Annotated in this window: 17 protein-coding genes and 1 tRNA gene; 9 read left to right on the plus strand and 9 right to left on the minus strand. The window is 66.4% G+C overall.

Annotated elements, in window-relative coordinates; translation table 11 throughout:
- The 6 genes from mnhG to Q9R30_RS16745 are packed head-to-tail and all read right to left on the minus strand — an operon-like array spanning nucleotide 1 to nucleotide 6,399.
- Nucleotides 1-402 (minus strand): monovalent cation/H(+) antiporter subunit G, encoded by a 402-nt coding sequence (mnhG, locus tag Q9R30_RS16720; RefSeq protein WP_311218296.1) that lies wholly within the window; start codon nucleotides 400-402, stop codon nucleotides 1-3.
- Nucleotides 392-670 (minus strand): monovalent cation/H+ antiporter complex subunit F, encoded by a 279-nt coding sequence (locus Q9R30_RS16725; RefSeq protein WP_311218297.1) that lies wholly within the window; start codon nucleotides 668-670, stop codon nucleotides 392-394. Before Q9R30_RS16725 ends, mnhG begins: the two co-directional genes overlap by 11 nt.
- Entirely contained in the window at nucleotides 667-1,212 is a 546-nt protein-coding gene (locus tag Q9R30_RS16730) for a Na+/H+ antiporter subunit E (RefSeq protein WP_311218298.1), read from the minus strand. The genes Q9R30_RS16725 and Q9R30_RS16730 overlap by 4 nt, the downstream gene beginning before the upstream one ends.
- Nucleotides 1,209-2,813, minus strand: coding sequence for a Na+/H+ antiporter subunit D (locus tag Q9R30_RS16735; RefSeq protein WP_104999342.1), 1,605 nt, complete (start codon nucleotides 2,811-2,813; stop codon nucleotides 1,209-1,211). Before Q9R30_RS16735 ends, Q9R30_RS16730 begins: the two co-directional genes overlap by 4 nt.
- Nucleotides 2,810-3,331: a Na(+)/H(+) antiporter subunit C gene (locus tag Q9R30_RS16740; protein WP_104999343.1), complete on the minus strand. Its 522-nt coding sequence runs from the start codon at nucleotides 3,329-3,331 to the stop codon at nucleotides 2,810-2,812. Before Q9R30_RS16740 ends, Q9R30_RS16735 begins: the two co-directional genes overlap by 4 nt.
- Nucleotides 3,328-6,399: a Na+/H+ antiporter subunit A gene (locus Q9R30_RS16745; RefSeq protein ID WP_311218299.1), complete on the minus strand. Its 3,072-nt coding sequence runs from the start codon at nucleotides 6,397-6,399 to the stop codon at nucleotides 3,328-3,330. The genes Q9R30_RS16740 and Q9R30_RS16745 overlap by 4 nt, the downstream gene beginning before the upstream one ends.
- 194 nt (nucleotides 6,400-6,593) lie before the next feature.
- On the opposite strand from Q9R30_RS16745, the gene Q9R30_RS16750 reads away from it, so the two are divergent.
- The 3 genes from Q9R30_RS16750 (at nucleotide 6,594) to Q9R30_RS16760 (ending at nucleotide 9,767) form a co-directional block, all read left to right on the plus strand.
- Nucleotides 6,594-7,997 carry an MFS transporter gene (locus Q9R30_RS16750; protein WP_311218300.1) on the plus strand — a complete coding sequence of 468 codons (1,404 nt, stop codon included), beginning with the start codon at nucleotides 6,594-6,596 and terminating at the stop codon, nucleotides 7,995-7,997.
- A 100-nt stretch (nucleotides 7,998-8,097) separates the two neighbouring features.
- Entirely contained in the window at nucleotides 8,098-8,580 is a 483-nt protein-coding gene (locus Q9R30_RS16755; protein ID WP_104999345.1) for a cation:proton antiporter regulatory subunit, read from the plus strand.
- Between the two features lie 5 nt (nucleotides 8,581-8,585).
- Entirely contained in the window at nucleotides 8,586-9,767 is a 1,182-nt protein-coding gene (locus Q9R30_RS16760) for a cation:proton antiporter (RefSeq protein WP_311218301.1), read from the plus strand.
- A gap of 30 nt (nucleotides 9,768-9,797) precedes the next feature.
- Here the strand turns inward: Q9R30_RS16760 and dcd are convergent, their stop codons facing one another.
- Nucleotides 9,798-10,373, minus strand: coding sequence for a dCTP deaminase (dcd, locus tag Q9R30_RS16765; protein ID WP_104999347.1), 576 nt, complete (start codon nucleotides 10,371-10,373; stop codon nucleotides 9,798-9,800).
- Nucleotides 10,374-10,570: 197 nt separating this feature from the next.
- Here dcd and Q9R30_RS16770 point away from each other — a divergent pair, with 197 nt between their 5' ends.
- Nucleotides 10,571-12,232, plus strand: coding sequence for a CAP domain-containing protein (locus Q9R30_RS16770; RefSeq protein ID WP_396136739.1), 1,662 nt, complete (start codon nucleotides 10,571-10,573; stop codon nucleotides 12,230-12,232).
- 3 nt (nucleotides 12,233-12,235) lie between these two features.
- Here Q9R30_RS16770 and Q9R30_RS16775 read toward each other — a convergent pair whose 3' ends face one another.
- Nucleotides 12,236-12,715: an SRPBCC family protein gene (locus tag Q9R30_RS16775; RefSeq protein WP_311218303.1), complete on the minus strand. Its 480-nt coding sequence runs from the start codon at nucleotides 12,713-12,715 to the stop codon at nucleotides 12,236-12,238.
- 237 nt (nucleotides 12,716-12,952) lie between these two features.
- On the opposite strand from Q9R30_RS16775, the gene Q9R30_RS16780 reads away from it, so the two are divergent.
- From Q9R30_RS16780 to Q9R30_RS16790, 3 genes are all read left to right on the plus strand, one after another.
- Nucleotides 12,953-13,026: transfer RNA gene (locus tag Q9R30_RS16780), tRNA-Gly, on the plus strand.
- Nucleotides 13,027-13,125: 99 nt separating this feature from the next.
- Nucleotides 13,126-13,266: a hypothetical protein gene (locus Q9R30_RS16785; RefSeq protein ID WP_199775289.1), complete on the plus strand. Its 141-nt coding sequence runs from the start codon at nucleotides 13,126-13,128 to the stop codon at nucleotides 13,264-13,266.
- Nucleotides 13,266-14,417 carry a N(5)-(carboxyethyl)ornithine synthase gene (locus Q9R30_RS16790; RefSeq protein WP_104999350.1) on the plus strand — a complete coding sequence of 384 codons (1,152 nt, stop codon included), beginning with the start codon at nucleotides 13,266-13,268 and terminating at the stop codon, nucleotides 14,415-14,417. Before Q9R30_RS16785 ends, Q9R30_RS16790 begins: the two co-directional genes overlap by 1 nt.
- Nucleotides 14,418-14,424: 7 nt before the next feature.
- Here Q9R30_RS16790 and Q9R30_RS16795 read toward each other — a convergent pair whose 3' ends face one another.
- Nucleotides 14,425-15,819, minus strand: a complete 1,395-nt coding sequence (locus Q9R30_RS16795; RefSeq protein WP_311218304.1) for an MFS transporter — start codon at nucleotides 15,817-15,819, stop codon at nucleotides 14,425-14,427.
- 142 nt (nucleotides 15,820-15,961) lie between these two features.
- Here Q9R30_RS16795 and Q9R30_RS16800 point away from each other — a divergent pair, with 142 nt between their 5' ends.
- Together Q9R30_RS16800 and Q9R30_RS16805 are read left to right on the plus strand one after the other, a co-directional pair.
- Nucleotides 15,962-16,816: a LysR substrate-binding domain-containing protein gene (locus Q9R30_RS16800; protein ID WP_311218305.1), complete on the plus strand. Its 855-nt coding sequence runs from the start codon at nucleotides 15,962-15,964 to the stop codon at nucleotides 16,814-16,816.
- Between the two features lie 160 nt (nucleotides 16,817-16,976).
- On the plus strand, nucleotides 16,977-17,294 hold the full coding sequence (locus tag Q9R30_RS16805) for a hypothetical protein (protein ID WP_104999353.1): 318 nt from the start codon (nucleotides 16,977-16,979) through the stop codon (nucleotides 17,292-17,294).
- Nucleotides 17,295-17,360: the final 66 nt, after the last annotated feature.

The following is a 17,360-nucleotide window of genomic DNA, read 5'->3' on the forward strand; positions in this document are numbered from 1 at the left end:
TCAGCCGTCGCCGGAACCCTCCTCACGGGCGGTTTTGGCGGCGGCTTTTTGCACCACGGCCTCAAGCTCATCGGAGGTGAGGAGCTCGCGGTGGAGGTGCTTGGTGCGGTAGCCGGCCCGGCCCACCATGTGTGCTGAAACGGGCACGGTGAGCAGCTGGAAAATCCACGCGACCAGCAGTAAGGGCCACACCCACCAGGTGCGCAACTGGAGTCCGATGGACGCCAGGAGCAGGAACAGCCCCAGCACCTGCGGCTTGGTAGCGGCATGCATGCGGCTGAGCAGGTCGGGAAAGCGAAGCAAGCCGATGGCCGCGCCGAGCGACATGACGGCCCCGACGATCATGAACACAGCGGACAGCACATCCACCCAGGCATCCAGGCCAGTGGAGTCAGGACTCATTGGACTGCTCCCTCCGGTCCGCCACGAACCTTGCCACCGTCACGGACCCGATAAAGCCGATGATGGAAGTGGCCACCACCAGCATCAGGTTGTTCAGGTGCCTGTTGACGGCCATGTCCACGCACAGGGCACCGCCCAGGATGGCCAACAGGACGTCCGTGGCCAGCACCCGGTCCAGCAGTGAAGGTCCCCTGGAGATCCTGATGATGGCACCGGCGGCGGCCACCGAGAAGATTACGGCAGTAACAGCCAGGACGGTCTGCATCATGCGTCCGCCTCCATTCGCACGGTTTCGAGTTCTTCCTTGGTGCCCATGATCCTGATCAGCCCCGCTTCGATGGACCGCACCTCATTTTTAAGGTTTTCGACTTCCTGCGGGGAACTGATGTTGAGGGCATGCAGGTAGAGGGTGGACGTGGAGCGGTCCACCTCCACCACCAGCGAGCCCGGAATCAGGGAAATCACGTGCCCCGTGGCCGTGACCATGAGGTCCTGGCGGCTGCGGAGCGGGACGGCGACGACGGCGTTGGTCACCTTTGGCCCCTTGGCGATGGCAAGGTACAGGAGCTGCGCGCTGGCAGCCACCACCTTGGCCAGGAAGACGAGCGCGAAGGGAACGGCGTACAGGATGTTGAACCGGCCGCTCAGTTCCACCGGTGGAAGGTAGAACAGCCGCGCGACCGCCACGGCCAGCAACGCCCCGAACAGGAGGTTGCCGGGGCTGAAGTCCTGCCACAGGGCACCCCAGACAATGACCAGCCAGACCAGGAGCGGCAGCTCCTGGCGGAGGGAAATCCGGCGGCGGCTCATTTTCCCCCTCCCGGCGTGGCAACCATCGGGACGTCGACGCCTCCGCCCAGGACAGCGTGGATGTAGGAGGTCCGGTCCAGCATGTCGCGCGCAGCCTGGTCAGAGACCGTGAACAGCGGCCCCGCGAAAACCGTCAGGGCAACGCCAAGGACCACCAGCCCCACTGTCGAGCCCACCATGGTGCGCGGCAGCAGTGTGACGGTGTTCCGTTTGGCGCCAGGGCCGTCGGCCCGCCCGGCGGCCGGCGCAAGCAGCACGGGATCCGGGTGTTCGGCGTCCGAGGGCCGGCGCCAGAACGCGCGGTTCCACACCCTCGCCACGGCAAGCAGGGTCAGCAGGCTGGTAAGCACCCCGCCGATCACCAGCACGTACGCCAGCGGCGTCCCCAGTTCAATCCCGGCCTGCATGAGACCCACCTTCCCCAGGAATCCTGAGAAGGGCGGAATCCCGGCCAGGTTCATTGCGGGGATGAAGAACAGCAATGCCAGCAGGGGCGACAGCTTGGCGAGGCCGCCCAGCCGGTCCACCGAGGAGCTCCCGCCGCGGCGTTCGATCAGCCCCGTCACCAGGAAGAGGCTGGTCTGGATGGTGATGTGGTGCGCCACGTAGAAGACCGCCGCCCCCAGCCCTGCCGTCGAGGACATGGCCAGGCCGAACACCATGTACCCGATGTGGCTCACCAGGGTGAAGGAGAGCAGACGTTTGATGTCGCTCTGCGCCAGGGCACCCAGGATCCCCACCACCATGGTCAGCAGCGCGGCCACCATTAACGGAGTGTTAAGGGAGTCCCCGGGAAAGAGCAGCGTCTCGGTCCGGACCATGGCGTAGACGCCCACTTTGGTGAGCAGGCCGGCGAACACTGCGGTGACCGGCGCCGGCGCCGTGGGGTAGGAGTCGGGCAGCCAGAAGGACAGCGGGAACACGGCCGCCTTGATGCCGAACGCCACCAGCAGCATCACGTGCAGGAGGGTTCTGGTGCCTTGGTCCAGCTCGCCGAGCTTCATGGCAAGATCGGCCATGTTGACGGTTCCGGTGGCCCCGTAGACCATGGCGATCGAGATCAGGAACAGCACCGACGACACCACGGACACCACCACGTAGGTGACGCCCGCCCGGATGCGGGGCCCCGTGCCGCCCAGGGTCATCAGCACGTAGCTTGCCGTCAGCAGGATCTCGAAGCCGACATAGAGGTTGAAGAGGTCCCCGGAAAGGAACGCGTTGGACACGCCGGCCACCAGGATCAGGTATGTGGGGTGGAAGATCGAGACGGGCGCGTCCTGGTCGCCGTCGGCCATGCCCTGCCCAGTGGCGTAGACCAGCACGGCCAGGCTCACCGCCGAGGAGACCACCAGCATCAGGGACGAGAACTGATCCACCACCAGCACGATGCCCCACGGCGGCAGCCAGCCGCCGATGCTCACCGCAGCCGTGCCGCCGTCCCACACGGAGGCCAGCAGGAGGCATTCGAGCAGGAGCGTGAGGGACAGCAGGAGGATGCTGACCACCCGCTGGGCCCGTGAGTGGCGGATCAGCAGGAAGGTCAGGGCGGCACCCACGATGGGAAGTATGACGGCGAGCGGCGCGAGGCTTGCGAGGTTCACTTTCCGCCTCCTTCCGGGCCGGCGGTGATGTTTTCCGAGCCCGGCTTTTCTTCCGCTGCTGCCTGCTCCGCGGGTATTTCGCGGCCGCCGGCCAGGACGGTGGCCAGCGGGAACTCGGACGTCTCTGCGGGGACCTCGGCGTCGTCCTCGGCGTCGAAGCTTGGTGTTTCCGCAACCCTGAGGTCCTCGATGTCGGCCTGGATCTCATCCCGGCGGGCCAAAACCCAGGTGCGGTAGATGATGCCGAGCATAAAGGCGGTGACGGCAAAGGAGATGACGATGGACGTGAGGATCAGCGCCTGCGGAAGCGGATCGCTGTAGTCCCCGGCCGCAATGTCCTTTGAGTACAGCGGCGCGGGCCCCGCGTACCCTCCCGTGGCCAGGATCAGGAGGTTGGTTGCATTGGCCAGAAGCATCAGGCCCAGGAGGACGCGCGTCAGGCTGCGTTCCAGGATCAGGTAGATGCCGCAGGCGTACAGGGCTCCCATGATGATCAGGAGGGTCAGGTTCACGCTCATGCTTGGCCCCTTGCGGTGGTCTCGGGAGCCATGCCTTCGGGCTCCTGCTCCCAGTCGGGAGCTGGTGCGGGTGCCTCCAGGGTGGAGTCCTGCCCTTCGGCCGGCATTCCTCCTGCAGCCGCGGACCGCTCTTCGAAGTGTTCGTCGATCTCGGCTCCGAGGCTGCGCAGGACGTCCAGGACCAGGCCCACCACCACGATGTACACACCGATATCGAAGATGGTGGAGGTGACGAACTTGATGTCGCCGAAAACCGGGAGCCACAGTTCGATGATGGCGGTCTGGAAGACCTGGCCGCCCAGCAGCAGCGGCACCGCGCCCGAAGCCGCGGCCACGGCGAGCCCGATGCCCAGCAGTGCACCTGCGCTCACCGGTGTGGCTTCGCGAAGCTCGAACCGTCCCCCGGCCAGGTACCGGATGGTCAGGGCCAGGCCCGCCGTGAGGCCGCCGGCAAATCCGCCGCCGGGCAGGTTGTGGCCGGCCAGCAGGAGGTAGAGCGAGAAGATGATCATCGAGTGGAAGATCAGCCGGGTGACCACCTCGAAGATAATGGACCGGCGCTCCGGTGCCAGGGTCCGGCCGGCAACGATCCACGCATCCCGCGCGGACGCGGCGAACTTCCGGCTGACGGCCAGGGCTGCCGCGTCCCGGGTGCCGGGATCGACGCCGCGGTGGCGGCCCACGGTGCCCTCGGCCACCGTGGCGGACTTCAGGATCCGGTCGCCGCGGCCGCGGACGAAGATCAGGCTCGCCACGCCGGTGGCGGCCAGCGCCAGGACCGTGATTTCACCGAACGTGTCCCAGGCCCGGATGTCCACCAGGGTCACGTTGACGATGTTGAGTCCGCCGCCGCCCTCGTAGGCCAGGCGCGGGAACTCCAGGGAAACGGGGGTGGCGATCCGTGCACCCATGGCGTAGATCGCGGCGAACACCATGGTGGCACCGAAGCCCAGGCCGATGACCACGCGCACCACCCGGTACTTGCCGCCGGTGCGGTCCCGGAGCTCGGCCGGCAGGCTGCGCATCGCCAGGACGAAGGCCACCAGGATGATGGTTTCCACCAGCATCTGCGTCAGGGCAAGGTCCGGGGCACCCTGCAGCGCGAACATCAGGGCAATGCCGTACCCGGTCACGGAAACCATCAGGACCGCCAGGAACCGCTTGTTGGCCTTCACCGCGGCCAGCGCGCCGATCACGATGCCGGCACCCACCACGAGCTGGAGCGGGGACCCGGGATCCACAAGGTAGATTCCGTCCGGCAACGGCTTGCCGGCCATCACGATGGCGGACAGGGGAAGAACGAACGCGACGCTGAGAATGACGGCCAGGTAGTAGTACAGCGAACCGCGCTGGGTGCGGCCGGTAATCCACACCGCCGCGTCATCCAGCGCACCGATGGTGTTCTGGTATGCCTTGTCCCCGTCCACCCAAGGCGGCACCAGGGACTGCGCCCTCGCGACCGCGTTGCGGCCAAGGTACATCGCCAGGCCGAGTGCGAAGGTAAGCGCCGTCAGGCCCAGCGCAGGAGTGAAACCATGCCACAGCGCCAGGTGGCCGGCCTGCCCAGCGGCTGACCCGGCGTCGGACGCGGTGGACGCAAAGAGGGCGGCGTACGGCTGGATCCACGCATCTACGGGCGCCGGCCACAGCCCGTAGGCGGTGGTCATGAGGCTGAGGATGGCCGGCGCGGCCAGGAAGGACGGCCTGATGGCTTTGAAGGGCGTGGGCTCCACCCCTGCCTTGACGGCGAAAGCCCCCCACATGAAGCGCGCACTGTAGGCGAAGGTGAGGACGGAACCCAGCACCAGGCCCGCAAGGACCACCATGCCCCACGGCCCGGCAGCCGGGTCACTGGCGTGGTGGACAAAGGCCTCGAGCACCGATTCCTTGGCCACGAAGCCGGCCAACAGCGGGACTCCCGCCATGGACGCGGCACCAATGGCGGCCACCACCCCAAGCGCACGCGAACTCCGGAACACCCCGGACAGCTTCCGGACATCACGTGTCCCCGACTGATGGTCGATGATGCCCACCACCAGGAAGAGTGTGGCCTTGAACAGGCCGTGCGCAAGGAGCATCGCCAGGCCCGCGAGCGCGGCATCCGGTGTACCAAGGCCCACCACCATGGTGAGGAAGCCCAGCTGGCTGACGGTGCCGTGGGCCAGGATGAGCTTGATGTCGGTCTGCCGCAGCGCCCGGTAGCCGCCCACCAGCATGGTGGCCAGGCCAAGTCCCAGCACCACGGGCTGCCAGTAGGCCGTCTCGGAAAAGCCGGGGGCGAGCCGGGCCACCAGGTAGACGCCGGCTTTGACCATCGCCGCGGCGTGCAGGTAGGCGCTGACGGGGGTCGGCGCCGCCATGGCGCCGGGAAGCCAGAAGTGGAAGGGCACCAGGGCGGACTTGGTGATGGCGCCCACCAGGATGAGCACGACGGCGGCGGTCACCAGGGAGCCGGAGCCTCCGCCGGTGAGGGCGGGCGCCTGGTCCAGGATGCCGGAGATGCGGTACGTTCCTGCCGCGTGACCCAACATAATCAGGCCCACCAGCATGGCAAGCCCGCCGGCCGTGGTGACAATCAGCGCCTGCAATGCGGACCGCCGTGCGGCCAGCCTGGTCCGCGCGAATCCGATCAGGAGGTAGGACAGGATGGTGGTGAGTTCCCAGAAGATGAACAGCAGCAGCAGGTCATCGGCAACCACCAGCCCGAACATGGCGCCGGCAAAGGCCAGGAGCTGCGCACCGAAAGCGCCAAGGTCCTGGTCCTTCTTCTTGAAATACCGGGCGCAATAGACCAGGACAAGGGAACCCACACCCAGCACCAGCAGCGACATGACCCAGGCCAGTGCGTCCATCCGGAAGGCAAGCTCAAGCTTGAGTCCGGGAATCCAGGGGACTGCTTCGCTGACGTGTCCCGTTCCGGAATAGATAGGCCCGTGCTGCAGCAGCAGCCAAACGAAGGAGGCCGCAGGAACGGCGGCCAGTGCGTAGAACGCGTTGCGGCCCCACGCCCTGAACAGGAGAGGTGCGAGGACAGCCACCGAAAAATGCACGGCAAGGACTGTGATCACTGGTATCTCCGCGTTCGTCAGGGATTCGATTGTCAAGAGTTGGAGCAGGCGGTTCATTCGTTAGGTCCGGGAAGGCTCAGTTTATCAAGGCTTCGGTGCCGCTTTCCCCGTCTTTGCCGGCCTGCCGCCCGCCGACACCGGCGCCCGGAGTTCGGTCCGCGTCCTGTACGCCACAGGCGGATACGATGCATCGTATGAACAGCGCCAGCGCTCCCGGGGCCACGCAGCCGTCCTCGGAACTTGAATCCGGGACCCGGGCCACCAGCAAGGGCCGCATCTTGGCATGGGCGTCCTGGGACTGGGGATCGGCGGCCTTCAACGCGGTGATGACGACGTTCGTTTTCACCGTCTACCTCACCTCCAACGCCTTTGGCGGCGAAGACCGGGCCTCGGCGGTCCTCGGAGGTGCGCTGGCAGTCGCAGGCCTGGCCATCGCACTGCTGGCACCGGTCACCGGCCAGCGCTCAGACGCCGGCGGCCGGCGCAAGCTGTGGCTGGGAGTCAACACGGCCGCCGTCGCCATCCTCACGGCGCTGTGTTTCTTCGTGTTCCCGCAGCCGGAATTCCTGCTGCTGGGCGTGACCCTCATTGCGCTGGGCAACGTGTTCTTCGAGTTCGCCGGCGTCAACTACAACGCCATGCTCGCGCAGATCTCCACGCCACGGAACATCGGCAAGGTCAGCGGCTTCGGTTGGGGCGCGGGCTACCTCGGCGGCATCGTGGCCCTGCTGATCGTGCTCCAGCTGTTCGTCCAGCCCCGCTTTGACTGGTTCGGGGCGTCCACGCAGGACAGCTTGAACATCCGCCTGGTGGCAGTCTTTTCAGCGCTCTGGTTCTTCATCTTCGCCCTTCCCGTGCTGTTCGCCGTTCCCGAACTCCCCCGCGCCACCCAGGCACGGCGGCTGGGCTTCCTGGCCAGCTACGGCCTGCTGGTCCGGCGGATCAAGGCCATCTATGCCACCAGCCCGCACACCATCTACTTCCTGCTGGCCAGCGCCGTGTTCCGTGACGGCCTGGCCGCCGTCTTCACCTTCGGCGGGATCATCGCCGCGGGCACCTTCGGCTTTGAGCTGTCCGAGGTGATTTTCTTCGCCATCTTCGGGAACGTGGTGGCGGCCGTGGGCGCGGTCATCGGCGGGTTCCTGGACGACCGGATCGGCCCCAAGCGGGTGATCATTGGATCGCTGGCGGGCCTCCTGGTTGCCGGCACGGTCATCCTTGTGCTCGGAAACGGCGACTACGTGTTCCTGGGCATGGCCTGGGCCGGCAGCACCACCTTCTGGGTATTCGGGCTCTTCCTTTGCCTGTTCGTGGGGCCCGCCCAGTCCTCATCACGGGCCTACCTGGCCCGGCTCGCCCCGCACGGGGAATCCGGCGAGCTCTTCGGCCTCTACGCCACCACAGGCCGCGCCGTCAGCTTCCTGGCGCCGGCGCTCTTCACCTTGAGCATCGCGGCGGCCACTCCGTTCGTGGCGCAGGGCGAGGCGCAGCGCTGGGGCATCCTGGGCATCATGGTGGTTCTCCTGGCCGGGCTGCTGGTCCTGCTGCCGGTCAAGTCCCCGGACAAGGCCCCCATCGCGGTGGTTCCGGCCACCTAGGTGCCAGCGGTTTCACGGCGTGCCGGCTGGTCCTGCGATACCTCCCGGTCCTGTGTCCGCCCCCACACCAACCGGGGCCTGGGGAGACTAGGCTGGGAGCATGAACGTGGACGAAACCGACCTTCCCGGCTTGGGCCGGCGCAAGGATTTCATGACTGCCTCCGGCCGCCGGATCGGCGTGGTGGAGCTGCGTGAGGGCCAGACGGAACTCATTGTTTCCGCCTGGGACGATCCCGATACCTGCCAGGCATCCATACCCCTTACCAGCGAAGAGGCCGCAACCCTCGGCAATCTCCTCGGCGGGCAGCACCTGGCCATGAAGCTGACGGAAGAGCACAAGGACGTTCCGGGAATTGTGACCCGGCAGTTCTCCATCGCTCCAGACTCCCCGTTCCAGAACCAGCCCATGGGCAAGGCCTGCATCCGTACCAGGTGCGGCGTCTCCATCGTGGCCATCATGCGCGAAGGCGAGGTGCTCCCCTCGCCTGGACCCGACGTCGTCCTTCACACAGGCGACCTGCTGGTGGCTGTAGGCACCCAGGAAGGTCTCGACGCAGCAGCCGATATCCTGCGTAACGGATAAACGCCGTGGATCCGCTGGCCCTGACCCTCGTTGAACTGGGGGCCGTTGTGTTCTGCCTCGGCCTTCTGGCCAGGCTGGCCGGCCGGATCGGAATGTCACCCATCCCCCTTTACCTCCTGGGCGGGCTGGCCTTCGGGGCCGGCGGGATCGTCAAGCTGGAGGGGATGCAGGAGTTCGCCCATCTCTCCGGGGAAATCGGCGTGATCCTGCTGCTGCTTATGCTCGGGCTGGAATATACGGCAGCGGAGCTGTTCACTGGCCTGCGGCGCTCCTGGCAGGCCGGCGTCCTGGACCTGGTGCTCAACTTCCTGCCCGGGGCGGCCCTCGCCTACCTGCTCGGCTGGGGCGGAGTCGGCGCCATGGTGATGGGCGGCGTCACCTACATCTCCTCGTCGGGGATCGCTGCCAAGGTCATCACGGACCTGGGCCGGCTGGGCAACCGGGAAACGCCGGTGGTCCTGTCCATCCTGGTGTTCGAGGACCTGGCTATGGCCATCTATCTTCCGGTCCTGACCACCATCCTTGCCGGGGTCAGCTTCATTGGCGGCCTCACCACGGTGGGTATTGCCCTTGCCGTTGTGAGCGTGGTGCTGATGGTGGCATTGCGCCACGGGCATCACGTGTCGAAGGCCGTCCATAGCGAGAACTCGGAGGTGTTCCTCCTGAACGTGCTGGGCGCCGCGCTGCTGGTGGCAGGCCTGGCCTCGGCCATGCAGGTTTCCGCGGCGGTGGGCGCCTTCATGCTCGGCATCGCCATCTCAGGGGCAACGGCCCACAATGCCACCCGCATCCTGGAACCGCTCCGGGACCTCTTCGCAGCCATCTTCTTCGTGGCTTTCGGGCTCAACACCGATCCTTCATCCATTCCGCCGGTGCTCGGCTGGGCCCTGGTGCTGGCTGTCATCACCGCGGTCACCAAGATGGCCACCGGAATCTGGGCAGCCAAGCGTGCAGGCATTGCCAGGCCCGGACGGTTTCGTGCCGGCGCCACGCTCATTGCGCGCGGCGAGTTCTCCATCGTCATCGCCGGGCTGGCAGTGGCGTCAGGAGCGGTTTCGGATGAACTGGCGGCCCTTGCCACTGCGTACGTCCTGCTCATGGCCGTCATTGGTCCGCTGGCTGCCCGGTATGTTGAGCCGCTGGTAAGGCCCCTGCTGCACCCTCGGAGCGTGGCCGCCAAAGCCTAGGTACGCGGGCTTGATGGGAGCCGTGCGCACCTAAATGGACGTGCGGTGGAAGTTCAGGTGGCTGCGGCTCGCCGTGGGGCCGCGCTGGCCCTGGTAGCGGTTGCCGTACTGGCCCGAGCCGTAGGGATGCTCCGCCGAGGAGGACAGCCGGAAGAAGCACAGCTGGCCAATCTTCATGCCGGGCCACAGTTTGATGGGCAGCGTGGCCATGTTGGAAAGCTCCAGGGTGACGTGGCCTGAAAAGCCGGGGTCAATGAAGCCCGCGGTGGAGTGCGTCAGCAGCCCCAGCCGGCCCAGGGAGGACTTGCCCTCCAGCCGGGCGGCGATGTCGTCCGGCAGCGTGACGGTTTCATAGGTGGAACCCAGCACGAACTCGCCCGGATGCAGGATGAACGGCTCGTTCTGCTCCACCTCCACCAGGCGGGTGAGTTCCGGCTGTTCCTCCGCCGGGTCAATGTGTGCGTACTTGTGGTTATCGAACAGGCGGAAGAATTTGTCGATCCTCACGTCCACGGAGGACGGCTGGACCATCGCCGGTTCGTACGGCTCAAGCACGATCCGCTGGGAGTCTATTTCGGCACGAATATCGCGGTCAGAGATCAGCACCGTCCCAAATTACCGCATGGCTTATCAGTACCCGTTATCCACAACTGCATTCTTTCGTTGTTGCTGGCGTCTGCTGGGGCTAATGTTGCCTCAGTGATTCAGGCGCCGGATGGTCTCCCGGATGGCCCAACAGAGCTGGGGTTGTTGTGAATAGATTGGTGGCGCCCGCTTTTATTGGCGCGCTCTGCGCTTTGGCGCTGGTCTCCTCGGGGGCCGGCACGCCGCCCCTGCCGCTTTCGCCTGGTGTGACTACTGGAGCGGCGGGCCCGTCCAGCGTCGTCCTGGGCCCGGCCACCGTGAACGACGACGCCGGGGCCTCCACGGGTGAGGGCCCGGCCGCGTCGGGGCTCACCCCCGCCGTGGAACCCGGCATCCGTCCGGCGTCACCCGCGGGCGCCGACGTCACACTGGCGCCGGAGCCCGCACCCGCCGCACCGTCAGCTGATGCCCTCGCGGTACCCTCCCCGAGTACGGCCACCGCGGAGCCGGCTCCCGAGGTCCCATGGATTCCGCCGCTCTGGGCCCCGGATGAAGAACTGGCCTCACCGGCGCCCTCCCGCTTGGCGGCTCCCGAGTCAGCCACGGCCTTGCCTTCGACGGAGGCCCTGGTTCCGGACAGCAATGCGGCAGCGGTTCTCACAGTCTTCACCAAGATCAATGAGTACCGGGCGTCCAGGGGCCTTAATCCGGTGAAGTACCACCCAACAGTGGCCGGGCTGGCGCAGGAATGGTCGGACAGCATCGCGTCCCGCGAGGTGATTGAGCACCGCGCCAGTTTCTGGACCGACCCGCGTGCCCTCAGCCCGAACAACGGCGCCGGCGAGGTCATCGCCATCCGCACTGACCGCGATGCCGCACTACTCGTGGAATGGTGGAAGAGCTCCGCCGGCCATAACGCCATGCTGCTCGATCCGCGCTTCAACGTCATGGGCGCCGGCATCTCGTACACGGACCGCACGTACAAAATCTGGGGAGTGGTGAACTTCTTCGGCTACACCACTCTTCCAGCCGGCACCCTCGACGCTCCCGGCGGCACCGGGTCGGGCAATGCTTTCCCGCCGGCAGCACCGAGCGTATGCGATGCGCCCGTCAAACATATGCCGCCCACGCTTGACCTCTCCGCCGCCGCGATCAAGGGGCCGGGGGACCTCGTGACCGTGGACTCCGCGGGACAGCTCCTTGCCCGCGCTGCCACCGGCGCGCGCACCTTCGCCGCAGCCAGGGTCATCGGTTCAGGCTTCGCGGGTGCCAAGGACGTTTTTGTTACCGACTGGGACCGGGACGGCACCTATGACCTCCTGACCCAGTGGACCAACGGCACCGTGACCCTGAGCCGGGGCAACGCCACAGGCGGATTCCAGGCCGCTGCCACCCTCGGGAACGGGGGATGGGAGTCCCTCACCCTTGCCGTGGGTGGCTGGTGCGCCAACAACCGGATGCCGCAGCTTCTTGCCCTGGACGGAGCCGGGAGTCTCTTCCTGTATCCGAACAAGGGCCTGGGCGACCTCGCGGAGCGCGCCTTCGTGGGCTCTGTTGGCGCCGCCCGGAAGCTGTCCATGGTGGATTACGACGCCGACGGGTTCCAGGATGTCCTCGCGCTGCGTGCTGACGGATCGGTCCAGCTCCACCGCGGCTGGGGCACCCCCGCGCTGCGCGCCGAAACAAGGCCTACGGTCGCCACCGGCTGGGGAGACGTGACAGGCATCAGGGCACTGAGGGACGTCACCGGGCTGAACTCCACGGGGCTGGCGCTGCGCCGGGCAGCGGACGTTGTCCAGTACTGGGACCTGGCCTCTGGAAGCCTCGCGGCGCCGTCGAACATCCCCGGACCCTGGACCGGACAACGGCTGGCGCAGTAGGTGCTAGATGGCCGGCTGGAGCTCCAGGACACCCTTGAGGCGTTCCAGCTGGGCCACTTCGGAGCGGACGTTCCGTTGAAGCATCCTGTTGAGGAAGCCGAGCCTATTCAGGAAGCCCGGCAGGTTCAGGAATCCGACGGGCCCCTCCGCCCGGGCTTCGAGGGCGAACCGCACCCGCGTCCCCCCGGATTCCGTGCTGAGGTAATACCCGCCCGAGCGGTGCGCGGGTCCGGAGATTACATGGAACTCGATCTCCGCGCCAGGCCTGGCCTTGGTGATTTCCAGTTCCGCCGGAATGCTCAGTCCGGACCGCCCGGCCACCATCATCCGGTAAACCGCGCCCTTGGCGGCAGAAGCGCCCTGCAGCAGCGTGACGCTGCGGACCGAGTCGCACCATAGCGGAAGATTGGTGGCATCCAGCAGGTACAGATACACGGCCATGGCGTCACGACTGATCAGGACCTCGTGCTCCGCAAATGCCATGGGGATCTTCCTGTGTAAACGTGGGCTGGCCGCAGCAGCTGCGCCCCCCGGCACCGCAGCTACCGGTTCAGGTTAGCCAGCGCTCCGCGCGCCCACCTAGCCAGGGCCGGGGACGTTATTGAAGAGTTACTGGATGACGCGCGGGCCGGCCAGGACACGGGGCTCCGGCGCCCTGAATGGGCGGGGCGGGCAGACATCTGCGCTAAGCTATGTTCTGCCCCTCTTCGGCGGGGCATTGCGGCTGTAGCTCAATGGTAGAGCGCTAGCTTCCCAAGCTTGATACGCGGGTTCGATTCCCGTCAGCCGCTCCATGTTGTCAGCGGGGCCGCCAGCGCCCGCCGGGCCCATTAGGTGCCTGCGTGTATCGTCAGAAGTCAGGAACCTCTTCGGTTCCGCTACAGGAGCAATACATGGCTGACAAGTCCCCGCGTCAAACAGCATCGAAAAAATCCGGCAAGTCCATCAAGGAAAAGCGCGCAGACAAGAAGGCCGCTTCCGCCCCCGCCAGCTCCCTGGACATCACGTCCAACAAGGCCGCCAAAAAGAAGTGATGGGCCCGGAGAAGAAACTGGCCCTGGGCGTACTGGCATCAACGAAAAAGCCGGACGAGCGCAGGCTCCCCATTCACCCGCTCCACTTTGAGCGCATTGCGCCGGAGGTCCGCGAGCACATCATCCTTGAGCACGGCTACGGTGAACGCTTCGGCGTTTCGGATGCGCACCTCGCCACCCTGGTGGGCAGGATGGCCGGCAGGGAGACGCTCCTGGCGGAGGCCGACGTCGTCCTCCTGCCGAAGCCGCAAGCGGAGGATTTGTCCGACCTGCGGGACGGCCAGGTCCTCTGGGGCTGGCCGCACTGTGTCCAGGACCGTGCCATAACGCAGCTGGCCATTGACAAGAAGCTCACGCTGATAGCTTTCGAGGCCATGAACCACTGGGCCAGTGACGGCGGTTTCGGGCTGCACGTCTTCCACAAGAACAACGAGCTCGCAGGGTATTGCTCGGTGCTCCACGCACTGGCACTGACCGGCTCAACCGGCGACTACGGACGCCGGCTCAGTGCCACAGTCATCGGTTTCGGCGCTACGGCACGCGGCGCTGTTACGGCCTTGAACGCCCACGGGATCCACGACGTCCAGGTGCTGACCAACCGGGGAGTGGCCGCCGTCGGCGCCCCCATCCACTCGGTCAACATCGTCCAGTTCGATCACGACGCCGAAGCACCTTTCCTCAGCCAGGTGATCACCGAACGGGGCCGGGTGCCGCTGGCGCCGTTCCTGGCCGAAAGCGACATCGTGGTCAACTGCACCCTGCAGGACCCCAACAACCCGCTGACCTACCTGCGCACGGAGGACCTCGCGGCCTTCAACCCGGGCAGCCTCATTGTGGACGTGTCATGCGACGAGGGAATGGGATTCAGCTGGGCCCGGTCCACCACCTTCGCCGACCCCATGTTCACGGTGGGCGGCCACATCAACTACTACGCAGTCGACCACAGCCCGTCCTACCTCTGGAACTCCGCCAGCTGGGAAATCAGCCAGGCCCTGCTGCCGTTCCTCGAAACTGTCATCAGCGGCCCCGAGGCGTGGGACGGCAACGAAACCATCTCCCGTGCCATCGAGATCCGTGACGGCGTGGTCCGCAACAAGGACGTGCTCGAATTCCAGAAGCGTGAAGAGGCGTACCCGCACCTGGCGCTGTAGCCGCGGGCTACGCCGCCGCCCGCCGGACAATCCTCACAGGCTGCCGGCGGTCCCTGAGGTCCACCCTCAGCAGCAGCGAGCCCTTGCGCGCCAGGATCAGTGCGACGGTCACCGCCGCGAGGGCCGGCACCCCGCCGGAGACCAGCAGCGCCACATGCGGATCGGCATGTTCGGCGATCCAGCCGAGCATGGGGCCGCCAATGGCCTGGCCGCCGATCAGCACCATGATGTACAGGCTCATCACCCTGCCCCTGATGCCCATATTGGAGCTGACCTGGACCAGCTGGTTGGACCCGGTGAGGAACATGAGGCACCAGAACCCGGACAGCACCATCACCGCGCCGAACACCGGCATGGACGGGGCCAGGGCGGCCAGGCAGAGCATGGCGCCGTACATTCCGGCGCAGAACACCACGGACCGGAGCCGGAGCTGGCGCCGCCGCGTGGACGCCACAGCCCCGGCCAGCGCGCCAAGCGCCACGAGGGCGTTGAGGAGGCCGTAGCCGCCGGCACCAACGTTGAAGACGTGGTCCGCGTAGGCCGCGAGCACCACCGGCAGCCCCATGGCGAAGACCGCGATAAAGCCGGCCATCAGCCAGGGCCAGTAGATGGTGGGCTTTCCCAGCGCGTACCGCAGCCCCTCGCGCAGCATTCCCTTGCTCTTCGGTGCGGGCGCGCTGAGGAACAACTGGTCCTTGCGCAGGATGAGCAGCATGGCCACGGTGGTGCAACAGGCGAAGGCGTTGCCGGCAAAGGCCCATCCCGCCCCCACGGCCGTCAGCAGCCATCCGGCCAGGGCGGGGCCGATCAGGCCGCCCAGCTGGAAGGTGGTGGAGTTGACGCTGATGGCGTTGCGCAGGTACTTCGGCCCTACGAGTTCGTTGACGAAGACCTGGCGTGCCGGCTGGTCGAGCACGGTCACCAGGCCAAGCACCAGTGCAATCACGTAAACGTGCCACACCTCAATGGCGCCGCTGAGGGCAAGGACTGCCAGCGCGGCGGCCAGGACCGCGGCCATGCCCTGGCACAGGATCAGGATCTTCCGCTTGGCGAACCGGTCCGCGATCATCCCTCCCCACGGCCCGAGGAGCAGGGACGGCAGGAACTGCAGCGCCACGGTGATGCCAACCGCGGTCACGGAGCCGGAGAGCTCCAGCACCAGCCAGTCCTGGGCGATCCGCTGCATCCAGACGGCGACGACGGCGATGAAGTGGCCGATCGCGAAGATGCGGAAGTTGGGAACGCTCAGGGAAATGAACGTGTGCTTCCATGGCAGGCGTTCACTGACGACGGCGACGGGCTGGGTCTGATTGGCATGGGTTTGGCTGTCCGGCGGGGCGGAGTATGCGGTGTCGATGACGGGCTGGGTGACGGTTGCCGATGAAGGCGGTGGGGGTGCCACAGGTGTGTCCTCACAGTGCGTGCGGTCCGGGATGTCCTTAACGCTAGGCTGGAGGCACGGATTATGGAGACGCATTGTCCCTATAAGTCCTATTGCAGAGCGCAATACGTCCCCGCCCGCACCGACGCCACCGGAGTCCATCGTGTTCGACCCAGCCCAGCTGCGCTCTTTCCTGGCCGTGGCGGAAACACTCAGTTTCACCAAGGCCGCCGAGCGGCTCGGCCTGGCGCAGCCCACGGTCAGCCAGCACGTCCGCAAGCTGGAGGCGGCCGCCAAAAGGGTCCTGGTCAGCAGGGATACGCGGGACGTCCGGCTCACTGACAACGGGGACGCCATGGCGGGGTTCGCGCGGAACATCCTGGCTGCGCATGACTCCGCTTCACGGTACTTTTCCGGGTCTGCAATGCGGGGACGGCTGCGGTTCGGCACTGCTGACGACCTTGCCATTACGGGCCTGCCGCGGATCCTGCGGGAGTTCCGCCAGATCTACCCGCAGATCAACCTGGAACTCGCGGTGGGCCAAAGCGACCAGCTGTACCGGAAGCTCAACGCGGGGCAACTGGACCTTGTGTTCGTGAAATGGGTGGCCGGAGCCAAGGACGGAACGGTGGTGCAGCACGATTCCTTTTCCTGGGTGGGCCTGGAGCAGACCACGCTGGACCCGGCAGCGCCTGTCCCGCTCATCGCCTACCCCTCCCCCAGCCTGAGCCGGAAACTGGCAATCGACGCCCTCGAATCCCACGGCAGGACCTGGCGGATCACCTGCACAACCCGGCAAATCAGCGGCGTGCTGGCGGCGGTCCGGGCGGGGATCGGCGTCGCTGTCATGCCGTCGTCGCTCGTCCCGGAGGACTTGAAGATCATCACCCGGCGCTTCGACTTGCCCGCGGTGGGCGACGTGGACTTCACCCTGATCCGCAACCCCCTGGCCAATGCCGAGGTCATTGACGCCCTGACGCAGTCAATTGTGGGCCGGACCATTAACCGACCAGCATAACGCTCCAAGATGTCCCCCCTGGCGAAGCCATGCCGCTGTTTCCATTGATTGCGGAAGGCTGCATCCCTTATGCTGAATTTTCCAGGGTCAAGCAGCCGGCCGTCATACAAACACGAGGCCGCTCCTGCATGCCAGGATTCCGGCTCGGGACAGGCAGCCAATGACGACAGCCAAGAACCCCCATTACAGTCCGGCCCAAGCCCACTCACACGCCCCTGCGCGCCAGCTTGGAACCCGCAATTCCAGGCTCGGTGCAGGCATTGCCACCACCGACACCGGTTACGTCGGCAAACCTAACTGTGACAGGTGCCGCACTGACGAGTTTGTCTACCTTGAGTCTTACATTCCGCCCACCTACCGGCGCGACGGTTCGGTAGGCACCCTGGGCGAAGTCGCCTACACCTGCACCCGCTGCGAGGATTTCTCCGCCCACAGTGTTCCAGTCACGTGGACGCCGCCCGGGTGGTACCTGGGCTAGCTTCCGCAGGGCAAAGAGGGCCGGACGGCCACCGCAAAGGTGAACGTCCGGCCCTCTTTGTGCCGA

The sequence above is a fragment of the Arthrobacter sp. AB6 genome (genome assembly GCF_031844545.1).
Taxonomy (GTDB): Bacteria; Actinomycetota; Actinomycetes; order Actinomycetales; family Micrococcaceae; genus Arthrobacter.